Annotated in this window: 17 protein-coding genes; 8 read left to right on the forward strand and 9 right to left on the reverse strand. The window is 47.0% G+C overall.

Annotated elements, in window-relative coordinates:
• The first annotated feature begins 180 nt into the window (after positions 1-180).
• The 5 genes from KDD36_04860 to KDD36_04880 all read left to right on the forward strand — a co-directional run bounded on the left by KDD36_04860 (position 181) and on the right by KDD36_04880 (position 5,426).
• Positions 181-513 (forward strand): GIY-YIG nuclease family protein, encoded by a 333-nt coding sequence (locus KDD36_04860; protein MCB0395957.1) that lies wholly within the window; start codon positions 181-183, stop codon positions 511-513.
• 380 nt (positions 514-893) lie between these two features.
• Positions 894-1,577 carry a response regulator transcription factor gene (locus tag KDD36_04865; protein ID MCB0395958.1) on the forward strand — a complete coding sequence of 228 codons (684 nt, stop codon included), beginning with the start codon at positions 894-896 and terminating at the stop codon, positions 1,575-1,577.
• Positions 1,574-2,929: a HAMP domain-containing histidine kinase gene (locus tag KDD36_04870; protein MCB0395959.1), complete on the forward strand. Its 1,356-nt coding sequence runs from the start codon at positions 1,574-1,576 to the stop codon at positions 2,927-2,929. The genes KDD36_04865 and KDD36_04870 overlap by 4 nt, the downstream gene beginning before the upstream one ends.
• 140 nt (positions 2,930-3,069) lie before the next feature.
• Entirely contained in the window at positions 3,070-4,596 is a 1,527-nt protein-coding gene (locus tag KDD36_04875) for a SulP family inorganic anion transporter (protein ID MCB0395960.1), read from the forward strand.
• On the forward strand, positions 4,593-5,426 hold the full coding sequence (locus KDD36_04880; protein ID MCB0395961.1) for a hypothetical protein: 834 nt from the start codon (positions 4,593-4,595) through the stop codon (positions 5,424-5,426). Before KDD36_04875 ends, KDD36_04880 begins: the two co-directional genes overlap by 4 nt.
• 38 nt (positions 5,427-5,464) lie before the next feature.
• On the opposite strand, the gene KDD36_04885 is transcribed toward KDD36_04880, so the two are convergent.
• The 3 genes from KDD36_04885 to KDD36_04895 all read right to left on the reverse strand — a co-directional run bounded on the left by KDD36_04885 (position 5,465) and on the right by KDD36_04895 (position 9,426).
• Positions 5,465-6,943 (reverse strand): hypothetical protein, encoded by a 1,479-nt coding sequence (locus KDD36_04885; protein ID MCB0395962.1) that lies wholly within the window; start codon positions 6,941-6,943, stop codon positions 5,465-5,467.
• Between the two features lie 123 nt (positions 6,944-7,066).
• Entirely contained in the window at positions 7,067-8,212 is a 1,146-nt protein-coding gene (gene hppD / locus KDD36_04890) for a 4-hydroxyphenylpyruvate dioxygenase (GenBank protein MCB0395963.1), read from the reverse strand.
• 56 nt (positions 8,213-8,268) lie between these two features.
• Complete coding sequence (locus KDD36_04895) at positions 8,269-9,426, reverse strand: homogentisate 1,2-dioxygenase (GenBank protein ID MCB0395964.1); 1,158 nt, start codon at positions 9,424-9,426, stop codon at positions 8,269-8,271.
• 186 nt (positions 9,427-9,612) lie between these two features.
• On the opposite strand from KDD36_04895, the gene KDD36_04900 reads away from it, so the two are divergent.
• A complete protein-coding gene (locus tag KDD36_04900) occupies positions 9,613-10,152 on the forward strand; it encodes a CopD family protein (GenBank protein ID MCB0395965.1) in 540 nt (179 codons plus the stop codon).
• Here KDD36_04900 and KDD36_04905 read toward each other — a convergent pair.
• The 4 genes from KDD36_04905 to KDD36_04920 all read right to left on the reverse strand — a co-directional run bounded on the left by KDD36_04905 (position 10,139) and on the right by KDD36_04920 (position 15,195).
• Positions 10,139-12,040, reverse strand: coding sequence for an amidophosphoribosyltransferase (locus KDD36_04905; protein ID MCB0395966.1), 1,902 nt, complete (start codon positions 12,038-12,040; stop codon positions 10,139-10,141). The two genes, KDD36_04900 and KDD36_04905, sit on opposite strands and share 14 nt — an antisense overlap.
• A gap of 159 nt (positions 12,041-12,199) precedes the next feature.
• Positions 12,200-12,898, reverse strand: coding sequence for a response regulator transcription factor (locus KDD36_04910; GenBank protein MCB0395967.1), 699 nt, complete (start codon positions 12,896-12,898; stop codon positions 12,200-12,202).
• 8 nt (positions 12,899-12,906) lie between these two features.
• On the reverse strand, positions 12,907-14,502 hold the full coding sequence (locus KDD36_04915) for a HAMP domain-containing histidine kinase (protein MCB0395968.1): 1,596 nt from the start codon (positions 14,500-14,502) through the stop codon (positions 12,907-12,909).
• A gap of 186 nt (positions 14,503-14,688) precedes the next feature.
• The gene (locus KDD36_04920) at positions 14,689-15,195 is read right to left on the reverse strand and encodes a redoxin domain-containing protein (protein ID MCB0395969.1); all 507 of its coding nucleotides are present in this window, start codon (positions 15,193-15,195) and stop codon (positions 14,689-14,691) included.
• A 33-nt stretch (positions 15,196-15,228) separates the two neighbouring features.
• Here KDD36_04920 and KDD36_04925 point away from each other — a divergent pair, with 33 nt between their 5' ends.
• Entirely contained in the window at positions 15,229-16,014 is a 786-nt protein-coding gene (locus tag KDD36_04925; GenBank protein MCB0395970.1) for a hypothetical protein, read from the forward strand.
• Between the two features lie 61 nt (positions 16,015-16,075).
• Here the strand turns inward: KDD36_04925 and KDD36_04930 are convergent, their stop codons facing one another.
• Entirely contained in the window at positions 16,076-16,222 is a 147-nt protein-coding gene (locus KDD36_04930) for a hypothetical protein (GenBank protein MCB0395971.1), read from the reverse strand.
• A 143-nt stretch (positions 16,223-16,365) separates the two neighbouring features.
• Positions 16,366-17,373, reverse strand: coding sequence for an aspartate-semialdehyde dehydrogenase (locus tag KDD36_04935; GenBank protein MCB0395972.1), 1,008 nt, complete (start codon positions 17,371-17,373; stop codon positions 16,366-16,368).
• 132 nt (positions 17,374-17,505) lie between these two features.
• Between KDD36_04935 and KDD36_04940 the strand changes: the two genes are divergently transcribed.
• Positions 17,506-19,293 carry a lamin tail domain-containing protein gene (locus KDD36_04940; protein ID MCB0395973.1) on the forward strand — a complete coding sequence of 596 codons (1,788 nt, stop codon included), beginning with the start codon at positions 17,506-17,508 and terminating at the stop codon, positions 19,291-19,293.
• Positions 19,294-19,335 lie beyond the last annotated feature (42 nt).

Here is a 19,335-nt window from a genome sequence, read left to right on the forward strand (position 1 = left end):
TATGCTCCACCCCTGAAGTAGAAAAGCCGGGATATGATGTCCCGGCTTTTTCTATATGTACTACTCCGGCTTTTCACTTCAGGGGTGGAGTCCCGAAGCGAACGACCAAAGGGAGTTCTGCTTCGGGGCAGTTCTTCTTGCTTCTGTTATATTTGTTCAGAGGGCACTAATTTTTTTACCATGCCCTTACCTTATTGCGTCTACATTTTATTTAGCCAGAAAGATCATCTGCTTTACGTGGGTTATACGAGCAACCTTGAAAAACGATTGTTATATCATCACCAGGGAAAAACCAAAAGTACTGCCAACCGACAACCACTGAGACTCATATTCTGCGAATTTTATCTTTTCAAAAAGGATGCCCTCAAACGGGAATCATATTTCAAAAAGACTGCAGGCAAAAAAGCACTGCAACTCATGCTTGCCTCAACATTCACTCAATTGAACTACAAGGGAAACCCTACCGTGATAAATTTGTTAAAGGAGAACCCTGAAATCGAACCGAACGAATGAGTCCATTGTATACCGTAATTTCCCAGTCTGCCGTAGCTTGTCGGCGATGCCGTTAGGCGAAGGTTGCACCTTCGTCTTGCTATTTTGTAGCATCCGCTACGGGAACCTGACTGTTCACGATTAGCCGTTACGAGCTGTTCCGGTGAATGCCAATAGCTAACAGCTACTTTTCACCATCTAAGAAACACGTATCTTGTATGCTGTATGTGGCAAAGGGCATTTACAGTAGCTGCAAGCTACCCGATAGACAGACGAAGGTACAACCTTCGCCTAACTCACAACCGGTCATATCGGCAAGCCCCAGAGAACGGGGTATACAGCGTGTGTCATACGTCCGGTACCTGCACAATTTTTATCTTTCCGTCAAAGAACACCATCACTTGAAAATATTGCTCATAGAAGACGAAGCCAAGGTCTCCGCCCTGCTGAAGAAGGGACTGGAAGAGCAGGGGCATGATGTGAAAGTCGCGTTCGACGGTAACTCCGGACTTGCACTTTATCGCCAGTCCGAATGTGACCTCATCATCATGGATATTGTGATGCCTGGTATATCCGGGTTAGAATTATGCCGGAAGATCAGGGAAAGCGGCAATGACTATACACCCATTCTCATGCTCACAGCACTTGGCACCACAGAAGACATTGTGGAGGGACTCAATACAGGCGCCGATGATTACCTGACCAAACCCTTCCGGTTCAAAGAACTGCTTGCAAGAATCAATGCGCTTGGAAGAATGCATAAAAAGGTGAAAGCACCGGAAAAGATACTGACTGCCGGAGACCTGGAATTGCATACCGCTTTGAAAGAAGTACGCCGTGCTGGCATCCCGGTTGATCTGACCGCATTGGAATACCGGCTTCTGGAATATCTGATGATCAACAAGAACCGGGTCGTATCCAGGATCGATATTCTGGAGAACGTGTGGCACGACAATGTGGATGTGACATCCAACATTGTAGAGGTTTACATCAGCTACCTGAGGAACAAGATCGATAAGAACCATACACCAAAACTGATCCGTACCATCATCGGTATGGGATATGCTATCAAAGATCAGGGATGAAGATCCGACACAAGCTTTCATTATTCTTTTCGCTGGCCGGAGCCTCCATCCTCTTGCTGTTTGGCATCGCCGTTTACCTGTTCTCATCGAATCACAGGGAAGAAGCGTTTGACAATAGGATTTCCCAGCGTGTCAACATCACGGAAAAGATGTTCCTTGAAAGAGACGCTTTTACAAAGGAAGAATTTGAAACGATCAAGGAACAATTCCTGCATACCTTACCTGAAGAGCACGAGGATGTGATCGCTCTTTCGGAGAACCCTGAAAAACACGACCGCTATTCGCAGGCTTTTATCCACAAAACCGTTCAGGAGAAAATGGTGGTTTTCCGGAATGGCGATCGCCAGGGGATTTCGAAACTCTTTCATGTGGATGGAACCGACTACATCGTTGTTGTCACCGCCATCGACAAGGAGGGATTGGAAAAACTCACTTACCTCAAAGGTATCATAGCCATCAGCTTGTTTGTCGGCATCCTCCTCTTTACGCTGCTTAGCATTCCCATATCCGAGAAGATCATACAACCGCTATCCTATAAGATCAGGCTGGCCAATATGATCAGTGAAAATAACCTGCATCAGAGGCTCACCGGAATTTCATCCAACGATGAGATCGGAGAGCTTGCCGTTGCTTTCAACGGCCTGCTGGATCGGATTGAAAGTGCATTTGAAGCCAAGAAGTCCTTCATATCAAACGCCTCCCATGAGATTCGGAATCCGCTCACTGCGATTATCAATGAAACGGATATCGCCCTTGAAAAGGAAAGGACTGTGGAGGACTACCGTGAGGCATTGCATTCCATCTCCCAGGAAGCAGAACGCCTGAACCTGTTAGCCGATAATCTGCTGGAGCTCTCAAAAGTGAACTACTCGCTGACTCCGCTTCGCTTTGAATTTCTTCCCCTCAGGTCATTACTTCATGAGGTCGTCGCCAAGATCGGGTTTACCAGACCAGAAAGCCAGATTACACTTTCTGACAGCACACCTGAGTTGGAAGCAGGAATCTGGGGGAACCGCAACCTGATGTTCACCGCCTTGCTGAACATCATTGACAATGCCTGTAAGTTTTCTTCCAATGCACCGGTCGGTATCGACTTGTTCATGGAAGATAACCAAATCGGGATCACCGTGACCGACCAGGGCATAGGGATCCCGGAAGAGGAGATCGCACTTATCACCGAACCATTCTTCCGATCATCAAATGCCCGCACCACCAGTGGATCAGGCATTGGCATAACCCTGGCTGCCAAGATCATTCAGATACACAGGGGAATGCTCAGAATTGATTCCGTGGTCAGTTCCGGTACCAGCGTAACCATTACGCTTCCCACCGAAGAACACCTGAAGGCATAGTTGCTTTTGCAGATCGTGATAACCCTGTTTCCATAACCTGATATCACACTAATCCCATTCTAATATCCGCCTTAAACACCTCTAAGACGGTCTGCTTAGCATTGCCATAAATTAAAAAGACAATGCAAACAGCAAAAGGAATGGGAAGGCCCACGCAACAGGACATCTTCTCAGGTGTAGTGGTATTTCTTGTGGCACTTCCATTGTGCCTGGGGATTGCACTGGCCAGTGGTGCCCCTTTATTTGCCGGATTGATAGCCGGCATTATCGGAGGAATTGTGGTGGGTGCAATAAGCAATTCTCAATTGGGTGTGAGCGGTCCCGCTGCAGGACTTGCCGTGATTGTGCTCACGGCCATAGAATCGCTTGGTGGTTATCAAACTTTTCTGGCGGCCGTGGTGGTGGCCGGACTGATACAACTGGTACTGGGGCTACTCAAGGCCGGGATCATCGGGCATTTCTTTCCGACCTCCGTCATCAAAGGTATGCTCTCCGGCATCGGAGTGATCATTGTTTTGAAAGAAATCCCTCATGCTGTCGGATACGACAAAGATTATATGGGTGATCTGTCTTTCGACCAACCGGACAGTGAGAATACTTTCTCGGAATTTTTGGTCATGCTCGACTATATCACCCCCGGCGCCGTGGCGGTAAGTATTGGGGCGCTGTTGCTCATCATACTTTGGGACCAGGTTCTTGTAAAACGATTCAGTGTACTGAAGATCGCACCCGGTGCGCTGGTGGCAGTAATTGGTGGCATTATATTCACCAATGCCGTGAATCCGGACAGCCTGTTTGCCATTACAAAAGAACATTTGGTGAGTGTACCGGTAACAGACGATCCGAAAGCATTCTTCAGCTTCTTTACACTTCCAAAAATTGCGGATTTCGCTAAGATGGAGGTATGGACCACCGGTATTCTTATGGCGGTGATCGCCAGCCTGGAGACCTTGCTCTCGGTGGAAGCGATTGATAAGCTTGATCCGAAGAAAAGGGTCACCGGCAAAAACCTGGAACTGCTGGCCCAGGGCACAGGCAATATCGTTTCAGGGCTGATCGGCGGACTTCCCATCACACAGGTTATTGTCCGCAGCTCCGCCAACGTTCAATCCGGTGGGGACAGTAAACGCTCCACAATTATCCACGGCTTCCTGCTTCTCATCTGTATCATTCTCATCCCTGTTTTGCTGAATATGATTCCGTTGGCTGTCCTTGCAAGTGTGCTGTTCATCGTTGGTTACAAACTGGCCAAACCATCGCTTTTCAAACAGATGTATAAAGCCGGATGGGAGCAATTCGTACCGTTTATCGTAACGATTGCCGGGGTGGTATTCACAGACTTGCTGAAGGGGATACTGATGGGTTTGGCCGTAGCGATATTCATCATCCTGCGGAACAGCTATCGCAACTCTCATTTTCTTCACATGGAAGAAGCGGGCAATGGAGAGAAAAAAATAAAGATGACGCTGGCCGAAGAAGTAACCTTTCTTAACAAGGGTGCGGTAAGGCATGCGCTGGATAGTTTACCATCCGGATCCAGTCTTTCCATAGACATGAGCAAGTCATTTCGCATTGATCCCGACGTGATGGAGATCATAAATGATTTCCGTGAAACGTCCGCAGAACGTGACATTAGTGTAGAGCTCATCTCATCCGCGAAGCCATGATCAACAGAAGAACGAAGATCCTGATCCCTGGTGATTTCGAACGTACATTCTTCACGCCCGCTCAAACATATTATATCAGATCAATTGCCGGGGCATGTCATGCACATATCCGGTTAATACATCTGAGTTCTACCCATGACTACTTCCAGGGAGATAATCCCTACGCTTTTCTCAGGTCATATCAGTCCACCCACAGTGCCGTAGAGCGCAACACACAGCGGCTTTCGGCGCAGCTTAAGAAACAGGGATTGGAAGTGGATTATGTTATCACCGGATACGGGAATCAGATGAAAGAACTGCTTGATCAGATCATTCTGTTTTCCCCTGACTTTGTGATACTGCGAAAGAAGCGTGGGTTAGCACCGGATCATCACAAACTGCTCTCAAAGATACCGGTACTCTGTATTCCCGAATCACCACCCCAATGTCTGCCATCACGTCTTGCCCTGCTTGAAACCGACACCGAACCGGCAGACATGAAGAAGTTGGATTTTTTTTTCCGGCTCACCCGCAACCTGACAGGCAGTCTGGTCATCCTGGATCGCAAGCATAAACCGGGCATGCAAATCAATGGTGACCGGGTCATGCACGCAAATAACATCAACCGACAATACGGTATCAACATAGAAACTGTGACGCGGTTCAATCATACGGGGCCACGAAAAAATAATGCGAACCACCAAATGGATGAGGCGGACCTTCCGTTTGTCTTATGGAAGAATAAAAGTACAGTTACCAGATTATTGGGAGATCAAGGCCTCAGGAAGCTTTTGAGAACCACCGAGAAACCTTTCTTCATTTACTCTCCGGAGACCCGTTCAGGAAAATAACCCCTCCAAAGCATTTACCGGTACTGCATGCTGTAATCTTATACCCTGAATCTTAAAAAGCCGAAGCTCATGGAAAGGGTTGGATTGTTCGGGGAGAAATACGTAAGCACATCTCTTGTAGCGATGCCCATTTCCCAGCCGCCGTTCTCTCCCATCAAGATGCCTATACCTGCCGGCAGATTGAAACCATAATTACCTCCGACGATCAATCCGGAAGAAAGCCTGAGCCATGGTAGCGCCCGAAAATCCAGTCCGGCTGCAACCAGCGGATTTTCAATATTACCGGGTTCGGTATTCGCGGGCATGACGGCATCAATACCCACTTCCAGTTTTTCACTGAACATGATGCTGGCACCTGCGCGGATTACCGTGGGTAACTTTTCTTTTCGTTCCACCACACCATCCCAGTTAAATGTGCCGCTATCGCTCAGAATTTTCGGGGCCTCTGCAAAGATGTTATAGCTTTCAAAACCACCGGAATTGGTGTTAATGACAAGCGTGTCATTCATCTGGTAAACGTTGCCATCCCAGGTCATGCTGCCCATATCGGTCATCGCTGCAGATATCTTCACATTATCATTAAGGGTGAGTGTCAAACCCAGGTCGATACCCATCCCGGAACCCACCGTATTGGGGAGTCCACCGGATTGTTCAACTGCCGAAGGATTCGCATCGCCCGCACTTCCGTAGTCGATATCAAGGAAGGGGGTAACCGCTGAGAAGGCGCTGAGTTGGTTGTTTTCCGAGCCAATGTCGATAATGGCAACTCCTGCCAGGTATTTAAAACCGATCCCACCGAAAAGGGCCAGTTTATCCCCTTCACCTTCATCCTTGGCGACACCGAATAACTTCACTCCGTAAGCGAAATTGAATTCCCTGACCCATGACATGGTCACCCTGGAGCCATTCATCAATGAAGAGATGAGTTTGGGACTTGCGGAGATCCCTGAAGTTACCGAATCGGGATTAAAATTAGGGTCATTGGCCATAAGGGTGTCACCGTTGGTCATCACCTTCCAGTCAAAGTACGGGGCATTATAACCTAAGAACAGAATGTCAGAAGTGGTTTCATTGAAAATCGAATACCACTGGATACGTTCCTTGATGCCAAAGGCAAATCCTCCGATCTTTTTTGTATTCACGCCAATTCCGAAAAGGGTCAGATCGGCATTTACGCTTACGCCGGCCTGTGCAAACGATCGGGCAGCATCCACCTGATCCTGATAGGTGAATTCATCCGAATCAATATTTCGGATGCTATTTCTGAGATCCGGTTTGGTGAGAGCTTCACTGTGGATGGAATGCGCCCATTCAAAAAAACCGAAGGACACATGCTTATCAGGATATTTTGAAGGAAGTCCCAGGTTAGCAGGATTGATTCCGATGGTCTGATAATCTGTAACGAAAGAAGTGGAAACACCCGCACGGCCGCTGGCCGAGAATACACTGCGTTCCTGTTGGGCCATGATTGCAGTTGTGCATCCCATAGCCAGTAATAGGATTCCGTATTTTTTCATAGATCGTTTGGGATGAATACTGATCGAAGATAAGAAATTCGTGAAGACCCGGGGATGGTAAAAACAAAAATCCCCCCGCCGATGATGGCAGGGGGATAACAGGTGTTTTAATCAGGGGTATGATTAAAGTGTACCGCGATTTGCCTGCTCACGTTCGATGGCTTCAAAGAGCGCTTTGAAATTGCCTTTGCCAAAAGACTTCGCTCCCTTACGCTGGATGATCTCATAAAACAGGGTTGGTCTGTCTTCCACAGGTTTGGTGAAAATCTGCAGGAGATAGCCTTCATCATCACGATCTATAAGAATGCCCAATTCCTTCAGAGGCTGAAGATCTTCGTCGATCTCCCCTACGCGATCCAACACTTCGTCATAGTAAGTATCAGGAACATGAAGGAATTCCACGCCTCGTTTTTGCAATTCCGTTACCGTAGCGATGATGTTATCCGTAGCAATGGCAACATGCTGTACGCCGGGTCCGCCGTAGAATTCCAGATATTCCTCGATCTGTGATTTCTTTTTGCCTTCGGCCGGTTCGTTGATCGGGAATTTGATGCGACCGTTGCCATTGCTCATCACCTTACTCATGAGTGCGGTGTAGTCGGTTGAGATATCCTTATCATCAAATGAAACAAGTTGGGTAAAGCCCATCACGTCCGCATAGAACTTGGCCCATTTGTTCATTCCATCCAGCTCTACATTACCCACCATGTGGTCGATGAATTTCAAACCGATAGGTGTGGGGTTATAGTCGGATTTCCATTCACGGAAACCCGGAAGGAAGATGCCGTTGTAGTTTTTACGCTCAACGAAGATGTGAACCGTTTCACCGTATGTGTAAATACCTGCACGCACCACTTCTCCATTGTCGTCTTTCTCAACCACCGGTTCCATGAAGGATTTTGCACCTCTTTTTGTAGTTTCTTCATATGCACTGCGGGCGTCATCCACCCAAAGAGCGACTACTTTTACGCCGTCACCATGTTGCCTGATATGCTCGGCAATGGGACCTTCCGGGGTCAGTGGAGTAGTAAGCACGAGGCGAATCTTATCCTGTTTTAACACATAGGATGTCTTTTCGCGATCGCCGGTTTCCAGGCCTGAATATGCGCAAGACTGAAAGCCGAATGCGGTCTTATAGTAATGCGCCGCCTGCTTGGCGTTGCCTACATAGAATTCCACATAATCCGTTCCATTGATGGGAAGGAAATCCTGAGCATCATCGAAAATCTTCTCTGTTCCGTACTCCACATTTTTCAAGTTTGTTGCCATAACGATACGTATTTAATGAATGTATAGTTCTTTGCTTTGGGAAAAGGGAAATTGGTTTATTCCATCCAGGATTTATAGTAGTCTGCATCCTGAATGCGCAATGCATCTTCCGTTATCTTCAGGGGTTTGAACGGATCGATCATCACGGCTAGTTCTTCGGTTTCTTTCTGACCTATGCTGCGTTCCATGGCACCGGGATGCGGACCATGCGGAATGCCGCCCGGGTGAAGGGTAATATGGCCGGGGCCCACATCGTTTCGGCTCATGAAGTCACCATCCACATAATACAGCACCTCGTCCGAATCAATGTTGGAGTGGTTATAAGGCGCTGGAATTGCCTGCGGATGGTAGTCATACAGGCGCGGGCAGAAAGAGCACACCACAAAATTGTGCGCCTCGAAAGTTTGATGGATGGGTGGCGGCATATGAATCCGGCCGGTGATGGGTTCGAAATTGTGGATAGAGAATCCATAGGGAAAATTATATCCGTCCCATCCGACAACATCAAAGGGATGTGTTGCATAGATGTATTCATGCAACATATTTTCCTTTTTGATTTTGATCATGAAGTCTCCCTTCTCATCATGGGTTTCCAACTCCGAGGGCAGTTTCAGGTCACGTTCACAGAACGGAGAATGTTCCAGCAGCTGTCCGAAATGGTTGCGGTACCGTTTGGGCGTGTACATCGGACTGAATGATTCAACAATCAGCAAGCGGTTGTCTTCGGTGTCAAAATCGATCTGGTAGATCATTCCACGTGGAACAAGGAGGTAATCGCCGTACTCAAAGGGAATGTTCCCGAGCAGTGTGCGCAGGGTACCAGACCCTTTATGAATGAATAACAGTTCATCCGCATCCGCATTCTTGTAAAAATAATCCCTGAGTGATTTTCTGGGAGCAGCAAGTGCAATGGCGAGATCGTTGTTCACCATCAACACCTTTCTGCTGTCCAGGAAGTCATCCTCGGCTGGAACCTCGAAGCCACGCAAACGAAGCGCCTTCATATTTTTTTCAATCGCAATTTTAGGTGCTACCGACTTTGACTCGCCCACGGCTTTGACCATGGTAGGGCGATAAACGTGGTAGAGCAGGGAAGACATCCCTACAAACCCTTCAGTACCGAAAAGTTGTTCATAATAGTAACCGCCTTTTCCATTCTCAAATGTGGTGTGACGTTTCTGTGGTATGTTTCCAAGGTGATGGTAGATAGGCATAACCGCAATTTTGTTTCGTGGATATCTACAAAAATACGTCGATACCATACAATAAATCAATATTTTATATGAAATACATAGATCATTTTACATTGCCACTCCAGGTCTTTACTTTATTCTATATAATTAATTAATCTTGGAATATAATTTCGCCTACACCTTCTTCAAATTACCTTACTTTTGAGCATGACCTGGATTTATCTCAAAGCCATTCATATCATTTTCGTAGTGACCTGGTTCTCGGGTCTCTTCTATATTGTCAGATTGTTCGTCTATCACGCCGAGGCTTCCGATCAGGACGAACCGAAGCGTTCCATTTTACAGCAACAATACAAGATCATGGAACGTCGGTTGTGGTATGGTATCACCTGGCCTTCCATGATTATTACCCTCATTACCGGATCATGGTTGGCTTTAGAGCTTTACCGTGTTTCCGTTCCTTCATGGTTGTGGTTGAAGCTGGCACTGGTTCTTGGATTGGTATTATATCACCTGCGTTGCCATGCGCTGTTCAAGTCTTACCAGAATGATAAAACAGGTTGGAGCAGCATCCGGCTGCGCATGTGGAATGAAGTGGCGACCTTGTTCCTTGTTGCCATTGTCTTCATTGTAGTATTAAAGAACATTCTAAGTTTCTGGTGGGGATTGCTGGGAATGGTATTGTTCGGCCTGCTGTTGTGGCTGGCCATTCGAATCTACAAGAAAAGCAGGGTTAATAAGCCCTGACGTTCTTGCCTTCCACGAAGTTGATAAAGGCCCGGTTGACCACCGCGTTGCCACCCGGTGTCGGGTAATCGCCTGAGAAGTACCAATCACCCATATGATTTGGAATGGCTTTGTGTAATCCTTCAAGGCCGAGAAAAATAATTTCCAGATTTGCCTTCATTCCTTCAGGTGTCAGTAGTGTAGCGATCTTGGCGGAAATTTGTTTGGCGGTGAAGGGTGCGTAAATCTCCTTGACCACATTTTGCAAATGCTCTGCAGGAAACCCCTCCTGTCCTTTTGCTTTCTCGTACAGCTGTTCAATCAGGTTTTCCTGATGCGTCTCATGTAAAAGTGCAATGGCTGCGCGGAACGCAATGAAGTCACCCAACTTGGCCATATCAATTCCATAGCAATCGGGATAGCGAATCTGCGGGGCGGAAGAGGCAATAATGATCTTCTTTGGTCCCAGGCGATCCAGTATTTTGATGATACTTTGTTTCAGGGTTGTTCCCCTGACGATGGAATCATCAATGACCACCAGGTTATCGGAGCCTTTTTTGACAACGCCGTAGGTGGTATCATAGACGTGAGCAACAAGGTCGTCACGCTGGTTATCAGCAGCGATGAACGTTCGCAACTTGATGTCTTTGATGGCTATTTTCTCCGCCCTGGGCTTAACGGAAAGTATCTTCAGAATTTCCTCTTCCGTTAGTTTTTTATCTGCGTTGGCCAAAGCGGACGCCTTGACCTTATTAAGGTGTTCGTTGAACCCTTCGATCATTCCGTGATAGGCCACCTCAGCGGTATTCGGGATAAAGGAGAAGACCGTATTCTCGAGGTCGTAATCCACTGCTTCCAGGATATCGGGACATAGGGCAGCGCCGAGTGATTTCCGCTCATGGTATATGTCCTTATCATTTCCTCTTGAGAAATAGATTCTTTCAAAAGAGCAGGATTTTCGTTCAAGGGGCTGAGAGATTTGTTCTTCGCTGAACGTCCCGTCCTTTTTAATGATGAGTGCATGACCTGGTTTTATCTCCTTGATATTCTCAGGCTGTACATCAAAGGCAAGTTGTATCGGTGGTCTTTCAGAAGTCACCACCACCATTTCATCGTCTTTATAGTACCATGCCGGTCTGATGCCCCGCGGATCGCGTATGACGAATGAATCTCCATGTCCGAGCAATCCGGCGATGACATAACCCCCATCCCACTTTTTGCTGGACTCATGAAGGATATCTTTCAGGTTGATCTCCCTCGCAATTTTCGGGGATATGTCCGCATTGCTTAAACCCTGGTCTTTAAATTTCCTGAACAACCTCTCATTTTCCACATCCAGAAAATGACCGATCTTTTCAAGCACGGTAACGGTATCCGATCGCTCCTTCGGGTGTTGTCCGAGTTCAACCAGGTGGTCAAACAGTTCGTCTACATTGGTCAGATTAAAGTTTCCCGCGATCACCAGATTCCTGGTCATCCAGTTATTCTGACGAAGGAACGGGTGACAATATTCGATGGAGTTCCTTCCAAAAGTGCCGTATCTCAAATGGCCCAAGAGCAATTCGCCCATGAAAGCCACATTGTGTTTGAGCCAGTCAGTGTGCGCCATCAACCTTGGATCTTTTCTCTTGACCACATCAAATTTCTGATTGATCTTGGAGAAGATATCCTGAATGGGTTGATTGCTGTTGGAGCGATACCGGCTGATATACCTCTTACCCGGAGGCATATCCAGTTTGATTGTGGCTACCCCGGCTCCATCCTGACCCCTGTTATGCTGTTTTTGCATAAGCAGGTATAGCTTATTCAAGCCATACAGCGGCGTACCGTATTTTTTCTCGTAGTAATCCAGGGGTTTCAGGAGCCTGATCAAGGCTATCCCGCATTCGTGTTTGATCTGGTCGCTCATCCGCTATCCCCGGAGCCGGACAGGTTATGCAATTTTACACAACTATTATCCCGCTTTTTTAGGGAATTGCAAAGTTACGATAATTTCACCTGTTGCGAAGAAATATCGACAGTCAATGTGATAGGTGGAATAAAGTCGTCCTGCCGGGGGTTAAACAACTTATGAGGTTTCCAGCAGTTTGAATCCCCTCCCGTGCACATTCAGGATTTCCACAGTGGGATCACCTTTCAGATGCTTTCGGAGTTTGGCGATATAAACATCCATACTGCGGGAATTGAAATAATTATCATCTTTCCAGATGCGCTGCAATGCATAGTTTCTTTCAAGCACCTGGTTCTTATTCACGCACAACATCCGCAACAGGTCGGATTCCTTCGAGGTTAGTTTGATCTGCTTGCCATCCAGCGAAAGCAACTGCTGATCATAATTAAAATGAAACTTCCCCAGGTCAAATTCCTGTTGTCCCTGATCTTCGGTGACGGTACCTGTTCGTTTGAGTACCGCTTGTATTCTGAGAAGCAGTTCCTCCATACTGAATGGCTTCGTGATATAATCATCACCCCCTAACCGAAAGCCTTCAAGGGTATCTTCCTTCATCGACTTGGCTGTTAAAAAGATGATCGGGGTTTGGGTGTCGATCTCCCTGATCTCCTTGGCCATGGTGAAACCATCTTTTACGGGCATCATCACATCCAGAATGAGCAGGTCAAAATCTTCCTTGACGAATTGTTCGTAGCCTTCCTTTCCATTACGGCAAAGGCTTGCTTTAAATCCTTTGGTGTTAAGGTATTCCTGTAGAATATTCCCGAGATTCGGGTCGTCCTCAACCAATAAAAGTTTATGCCTGACAGGTTCCATATGCTTGATCAACTAAAAGGTAAAAAGATTTCGAATGAACTTCCTTTTCCGATCTGACTATCCACAGAAACGTTTCCTCCATGCATTTCTACGATGGTTTTAACGTAGCTGAGGCCAAGGCCAAAGCCTTTGACATTATGGATATTTCCGGTCGGAACACGGTATAATTTATCAAATACTTTCTTTTGTGCTTCTTTGCTGATGCCTATTCCATTATCCTTTACCGTAATGACCAACCCTTCCGAAGTGTTGCGTGTGAGGATGTGAATCTCAGGCTCATTCTCGGTATATTTAATGGCATTATCCAGCAAATTATAGATCACATTGATCACGTGCACCCGATCCACCGACAGCATGTCCCTTCCGGCATCCAGATGGGATACGATTTTTCCCTGTTTGCGTTCCAGCATCACAGTGGTATTCCGGATCGCTTCTTCAATAAGTGAATGAATACTGGTATCGGATCGTTTTAATTTCAGTTCCCCTTTATCCAAAATGGCCGTCCGCAAAATATTCTCGGCCAGTACCCCAAGTCGTTTGTTTTCATCATGAATAATGTTCACGTAATGGGCACGGGTCCTTTCACCCGGGTTCATCTGGGGATCAGAGAGTGCTTCGCATGCCAGCGAAATCGTGCTGATCGGCGTTTTGAACTCATGCGTCATATTGTTGATGAAGTCATTTTTGATATCAGACAATTTCTTTTGACGAAAGATGGTGGAGATGGTGTAGTAAAACGAGAAGATCAGCACCAGGATCAGGACCACTGACGTCAGCATGATCATGCGCATATTCTTAAGGAGATAGTAGCTGCGTTGGGGAAAGTGCAAAATCAGAAACTCGGGTTTACGGAAGAAATCGTTCCGGTTCAGGTTTACTTTAAACCGGGATTTAAGCAATTTCTCCTGGCTTGCACCATCGTTTACAACCACAAAAGACTTGGAAGGCCTGTCATATACGCCAAGATCAAACGGTGCATCAATTCCTTTATTCTTTAATTCGGCGGTAACAACGGAATCCAATGTTAAGCCATCCGGAATGAGCGGTTCGTCAGTGGGTGAAACCGCCTGATAGAACTCATCAAAAAGATCACTCATCAGACCCTCTTCGCTGAATACTCCTTCCTGAAAGAGCTCCATATTCTGGAACCATTCCCTCCCGATGACAGCAAGGTCATTGATATTATTCAAACGTTTGCCGGAGAACTGCATATCGGTCCCGAACTCCCGGACCATGGTATCCACACCATCCCCAGACCATTCAATCCGGATATCGGAGGGCGTATGAATAACGAATGAGTCCGGGTGCTCCTCCATTCGTTTTGAAATCATATCTGCGGAATTTTCCAGGGCCTGCCGGATCGAGTCGAGTTTCAGATGCCATACGCGTCTGTCTGAATGTGCCAGCTTGGCTTCGAGTCTTTTCGCCATACGTGCTTTATCCAGATTGTTCACAACCTGGTTCATGGCCTCGGTCACGCTTTGTTCAAACCGGTGATTCTTTACGACAATGGCGCTGTGGATCCAATACATCTGAATACCCACCAAACCAATGAGGGCCATTGTGATCAAGGCAATAATGAGCCGTATGACGTTCTTATTCATTCCTTGCAAAAATAGCCTTGCCTATTCGCAATTCCCTGTCGCTTAACACTTTTTAACACCGGTTAACGCCTCATTAACAGCATCGGGCGCCATACCACATTATCTTTGTTTCAATTCTTTCGAGCAGTAGCGTAGTGCTTGATTCATTGATGCGTAGAAAAGACCCCGCCCCCAAGCGGGGTTTTTTTATGGTTCGGTCATCACTTCCTTCACCGCCTCCTCCAACGCTTCAAAGGTCAGTGCACTTTCCATAAACTTCTTTCGCCCGGATTCCGGGTGTATGATCAACGTTGCGGGTATTGCCCCCGACCATCCCTCATCTACCTTAGGTATCCACCCGTTGGCATCCGGATCATTGAGATGAATAACGGTTGCCTTTAGTCCTTTTTTTCTGACAAATGCGGGTAGTTTCCCGTCAACCTCACTTTTGAAGTCCAGGCTCACCAGAACCACTTTCACTTTGTGACCGGCATAGGTGGTATTCAACTTTTCGAAGGCTGGCAATTCCTTCACACAAGGAGCACACCAGGTGGCCCAGAAATTCACAACGACCGTGGTATCACCCGCATCTTTCCAGAAGTGTTCCGCGTGTTCAAAATTCAAGCTGGGGATATCCGATTGTTGCGTAAAGGCCGCAACTGAAAGGAGGAGCGCCATGGAAAACATGGCCACAAAGGTTTTAAGATTGCTCATAATAACGTAAATTTAGTGGTTTCAGGAGAACCGATGGGTAAATTGTCTGGGGTCGTATTGTTGTTGTCAGCCACGGTGTTGATGGTATCCTGCAAACGGGATGCCGTTCCTCCATGTCCTTTGACCGGGGCATTCCAGGGAAAAATCTGCAAAGAGTTTCATTATCAATCGGACACATATGTGGGGATGATCCAATGGGAATGGGACCAGGATATGGTTTTGAAAAAGACATTCTATACTGATAAGGAACAACCATACAGCTACAGTCTTTTCCGCGGTGATGCTTCCGGTTATCTGCGAACGGAATCCACGTTTCAAGAGTCTTCCCAGGCCAGGATGGTTTTCAGGCAATGGGAAGAAGACAGCCTTCACCGCCTCATCCGGTTCTGGGAACAGAAAGGGGGGACATCTCTTTTCAAGGAATTCAATTATGACGCCCAGGGACGGATTGAACGGATTGAATGGGATATCAATGCCGGTGAAACCATGTATTATGATATTTTACACTATGACAGCAATGACAGCCTTTACAAGTGGCTCAGATATGATTCCGGTGATGACACCTTTCTTGGGATATGGAGAAAGAGCTACTTCCCTGACCAGGTGCGGATAGATTGTTATGATGCCCAGAATATATTTACAGGTTATGAGTTGTTTCGTTATGATGGGGAAAAACTAAAGAATCGATTTGTGTATGACGCTGATGGGAAAATTCTCGAAGATGAAGCATTCACCTATTACCCGACCGGCTTATTAGAAAAGATCATATTAAAAAAACAGCGGGAACCGGATCACACCACCGAATACAGTTATTTCTGAATAAAAAAAGGCCGGGAGATTCCCGGCCTTTTTTGGCAAACACAGGTATTACCATCATACGCTAAGCTTTGCCCAGAATCTTAAACATGCCTGTTCCACATGTGGGACAGGTTCCCTTCAATGCCTTACGTCCGTTCTTCATAACTACCTCCTTGGCATCTTTCATCTCCCGCTTCGCCTTACATTTTACACAATATCCTTCTGCCATGATATGGTCCTCCATTTTTGGTTAGTACTCAGTGGATTGATAACGGATACGTTCATTCCATCGTAAGGTTACCCCGGAACAAAACAGAACGAGCCTTCCCGGATACCCAGGGAGGCTCGTTGCTATTTACAAGTATCTAATTATCAAGCCTCTACTGAAGCATTCACCCAACCCTTTTTTGTAAGGTACTGGGCGATCTGCACGGCATTCGTAGCAGCACCTTTTCGCAGATTATCAGATACAATCCACATATTGAGTGTGTTAGGCTGTGATTCATCGCGGCGTAACCGGCCAACAAAGACTTCATCTTTATGCTGTGCATTCAACGGCATAGGATACACTCCGTTTTGAGGATCATCCTGCAAAACCACCCCTTCGCTGTTTCCAAGAAGCTCACGAACCCGATCCAGGTCAAAATCCTTTTTGAACTCAACATTCACGGATTCAGAATGTCCTCCGATCACCGGAACACGCACAGCAGTTGCCGTAACCCCAATATTCGGATCCCTGAGAATCTTCCGGGTCTCATTCACAAGTTTCATTTCCTCTTTGGTATACCCGTTCTCCGTAAACACATCACATTGTGGCAGGCAATTCCGATCAATGGGGTGTGGATAAGCTTTCTCGCCTTCGACACCGTTCCGCTCGTCTTCCATTTGCCGGGCGGCTTTCACACCGGTACCGGTAACGGATTGATAAGTGGAAATAACCAGACGCTTGATACCGTATTCCTTATGTAGCGGGGCAAGCGCCACCACCATCTGGATGGTTGAGCAGTTGGGATTGGCAATAATCTTATCCTTTTGGGTCAACGCATCGGCATTGATCTCCGGAACTACCAGTTTCTTGTCAGGGTCCATACGCCATGCCGATGAATTATCGATCACGGTGGTTCCTACCGCCGCAAATTTCGGCGCCCATTCAAGAGAGGTACCACCACCTGCAGAGAACAACGCAATATCCGGCACCATGTCAACAGCCATCGCCATGTCCACCACCTTATACGGTTTACCCTTGAACATAATTTCCTTACCTACGGATTTTTCGCTGGCAACAGGGATGAGTTCAGTGATAGGTAAATCGTGCTCGGCCAGCACCTTCAGCATTACCTGGCCCACCATTCCGGTGGCGCCTACGACGGCAACTTTCATGCTTTCTTGTTTTTAGTTTGGATAATGTGTTGTTAAAACTTACACCCCTCAAATTTGGGCCTGTAAAAATACTAATTTGCCCCCGATTCTCTTAGCATTGAGGGCTTTTATTATTAAATTTTAGGAAGACTGATGGTCCGTTTCCTTCGGCTTGCCCTCGCCATTTTACCACTGATTACCCAACACGTCTATTCTCAGACAACCGATCCGTTCAAAGATGGGAACCTCTCCCACAACCCGCCATGGACAGGAGATACAGCCATGTTCAAAGCGGAAAACGGGGTATTACACCTCCATGGCAAAACGGCTTCAGACTCGGCTGGCATTCAAACGTTAATGGCCAATTATGACAGCCTGGAATGGTATATCCGATTGTCCCTGGGATTCTCTCCAAGCAACAACAACCAATGGCGTTTTTATCTCGCATCAGGTTCCGGGGGACTAAAAAACGGCCCTTCAGTATATACCCAAATCGGAGAAACAGGCAGTGAAGATGCTATCGAACTGCTTTACCGGGATCAAAACCAGGAGACTTCCTTCTTCAGAGGACTATACCACATCAACAAAAACCGGAATGACCTCTCACTCAAAATACGGTACCATCAGGGGCTATGGGAAATCTTCCTGGACAGTCTGGGAGCAGATGACCTGTACCTGGAAGGATCGGCATTCTATCCACTGACATTCATGCCGGAATACCTGGGCATATGGTGCCGGTATACGAAATCCAACGCCGCGTCTTTTTGGATGTCGGACCTTTACGCCGGTCCATGGCGCATCGATACACAACCACCGGTCCTGGAAAACATCCGCGTGCTTCCACCTTCAACCCTCCATCTCGATTTCTCTGAACCGGTACAATTCCTTGCTGCAGGTCAAATCGGGAACTACAGTTCAACCAGGGGAATCGGACATCCTTCATCCGCTTCGCGGAAACAAGACAAAATCAACGAAGTGGTTCTGCAATTTGCCACCCCTTTTGAGGAGGGCATCATTTACGGCCTCGATATTCGCGGCGTCAAAGACCTCTCCGGATGGCCCGTGGCGCACACCACGCACCTGTTTTCATATTATCATACTTCGCCTCACGAGGTGGTGATCAATGAGGTCCTGTTCAATCCCAAAGGGGACGGGGTAGACTTCGTAGAGATCGTTAACAGGTGTTCTCACCTGGTTGACTTGTCCGGTCTTTTACTTTGGAATGAAGACGAAAACGGAAATCTTCAACATCCTACCCGGTTGACAACAAATCAGGATTGGCTTTTCCCGGGCGAGTATGTCTATTTTACAACCGACAAAGAACGTCTCAAACGTGATCATCCGAATATGATCTGGGACCAGGGCGTGCAACTAACAATGCTACCTCCGTACTATAACGACCAGGGAACGGTGGTCCTGACAACGATGGACACCTTCATCATTGATCGTATGAAATACAATGAGGAAATGCATTTCCCCACGCTGAACAATGTGGAAGGTGTGTCTCTCGAACGCATACGACCTGACGGGCCTTCCGACGATCCATCAAACTGGCATTCGGCATCCTCTGCATCCGGATATGCCACCCCTGGGTTTATGAATTCCCAATCCGATCCCTCAACAAAGAAAACCGCCATATTGAGCATTCAACCTCATGTATTCAGCCCGGGAAATGACGGCAAAAACAACACTGCATTGATCCGGTATGAGATGCCTGAACCGGGATGCCTCGGAATAATACGGATTTATGATGCGGCCGGCCGGCTGATCCGTTTCCTGTTGTCGGAATCATTACTCGGGAGATCCGGAGCCTTATCCTGGGATGGTACCAATGAAGAGGGAGTACCGGTTGATGCGGGCATTTACATTGTATGTTTGCAATGGATGCACAACAACGGAATACCTGAAAAAAACAAGGAGTTGGTGATCGTCCGGTTTTAAATCTATCCGATGATGAGCATGGTAATGCTGAACAGGAACAGG

It is taken from the genome of Flavobacteriales bacterium (assembly GCA_020435415.1).
Classification (GTDB): domain Bacteria; phylum Bacteroidota; class Bacteroidia; order JACJYZ01; family JACJYZ01; genus JACJYZ01.